This is a genomic window from Pelomicrobium sp. (assembly GCF_036803785.1).
Lineage (GTDB): Bacteria > Pseudomonadota > Gammaproteobacteria > Burkholderiales > UBA6910 > Pelomicrobium.
Genome location: NZ_DAIRTR010000005.1, coordinates 47391 through 49293 on the forward strand (window position 1 = coordinate 47391; position 1903 = coordinate 49293).

Consider the following 1903-nt stretch of genomic DNA (forward strand, 5'->3'; position numbering starts at 1 on the left):
TCTCGAACCGGATGCTGGATACCACGGTGGCGTGGATGAATGCCAGATGAGGGAGGGTGTGGTGAAGCCCCGCCGATTGGGGCGAAGGCTCATGGCGCGAAGCGCCGTGAAGCGAGCGGAAGCGAGCGGCCGAAGCCACAAAGGCTTAGGGCTTCTCGAACCGGATGCTGGATACCACGGTGGCGTGGATGAATGCCAGATGAGGGAGTTCGAAGGGCGGTCAACACGGGTTGCGGGAGGCGTGTCATGGCGGTGCTGAAGATGACCGACCTGGATCTCCGAGGCAAGCGGGTATTCATCCGCGCCGACATGAACGTGCCCATGGACGATGCGGGCCGCATCACCGACGACACCCGCATCCGTGCTTCCCTGCCCGCCATCCGCCACGCCCTGGCACAAGGGGCGGCGGTGATGGTGACCTCCCATCTCGGACGCCCCACGGAAGGGGAGCTCAAGCCCGAGGATTCCCTCGCCCCGGTGGCCGAACGCCTCTCGGCGCTGCTGGGACGGGAGGTTCCCCTGATCCGGGACTGGGTGGACGGAGTGGAAGTAAAACCCGGCGAGGTGGTGCTTTTGGAGAACTGCCGGGTCAACAAGGGCGAGAAGAAGAACGACGACGCCCTTGCGCGCAAGATGGCAGCCCTGTGCGACGTCTACGTAAACGACGCCTTCGGTACGGCCCACCGGGCTGAGGCGACCACTCATGGGATCGCCAAGTACGCCCCGGTGGCCTGCGCCGGGCCCCTCCTCGCGGCGGAACTGGAAGCCCTGGGCAAGGCCCTGGAGAACCCGAAGCGACCCCTGGTGGCCATCGTGGGCGGCTCCAAGGTCTCCACCAAGCTCACCATCCTCAAGAACCTGGCGGCCCGGGTGGATCAGCTCATCGTGGGAGGCGGCATCGCCAACACCTTCATCCTGGCGGCGGGGGGAAAGATTGGAAAATCCCTGGCGGAGCCGGAGCTCGCGAACGAAGCCAGGGAAATCATGCGGCTTATGGAGGAGCGGGGCGGCGCAGTGCCCATCCCCATCGACGTCGTGTGCGCCAAGGAGCTCGCGCCGACGGCGAAAGCCGAGCTCAAGGCCACCCAAGAGGTGGCCGACGACGACTTAATACTGGACATCGGGCCCCAGTCGGCGACTGCCCTGGAAACCTTTGTCCGCCGGGCGGGCACGGTGGTGTGGAACGGCCCCCTCGGAGTCTTCGAGTACGACCCATTCGGGGAGGGCACCCGGCGGCTGGCCCAGGCCATCGCCGGATCGTCGGCCTTCTCCATCGCTGGAGGCGGGGACACCCTGGCGGCCATCGCCAAATATGGAGTCGGGGACAAGATCTCCTATATCTCCACCGGGGGTGGGGCATTCCTGGAATTTCTCGAGGGCAAGAAGCTGCCGGCGGTCGAGATTCTCGAGCAACGCGCTTCCGGATAATGAAATTCGGTTCCGTCATATGGGTTCTGGGAGTAAACTTTAAGGCTTCCGACCCATTCGATGGAACCGCATATGCTACGTCGCACCAAGATTGTCGCCACGCTAGGACCGGCTTCGAGCGACCCCAAGGTGCTAGAGCGCATGATCGATGCGGGCGTGGACGTGGTGCGCATGAACTTTTCCCACGGGACCGTGGAGGAGCATGTCAGGCGCGCCGAGCTGGTGCGCTCCCTCGCCCGCGGCGCCGGTCGCACCGTGGCCATCCTCGCGGACCTGCAGGGCCCCAAGATCCGCATCGGCAAGTTCGAGCGGGGCAAAGTCACCCTGGTGCCAGGCCAGACCTTCATCCTGGACGCCGAGTGCAAGCTGGGCAACGAGGAGCGGGTAGGACTCGACTACAAGGAGCTGCCCAACGACGTATCCAAGGGCGCGATCCTGCTCCTGGACGATGGGCGCATCGTGCTCGAAGTGGAGA

The 1903-nt window shown here is 64.9% G+C and carries 2 protein-coding genes; both read left to right on the top strand.

The genetic code is table 11. The annotated features are described in order from the left end of the window. Positions 1-246: 246 nt before the first annotated feature. The gene (locus V7Q81_RS01385; protein ID WP_333839630.1) at positions 247-1428 is read left to right on the top strand and encodes a phosphoglycerate kinase; all 1182 of its coding nucleotides are present in this window, start codon (positions 247-249) and stop codon (positions 1426-1428) included. A 72-nt stretch (positions 1429-1500) separates the two neighbouring features. Beyond that, positions 1501-1903: pyruvate kinase (locus V7Q81_RS01390; protein ID WP_333839632.1), on the top strand; the 403-nt coding region annotated here is incomplete at its 3' end.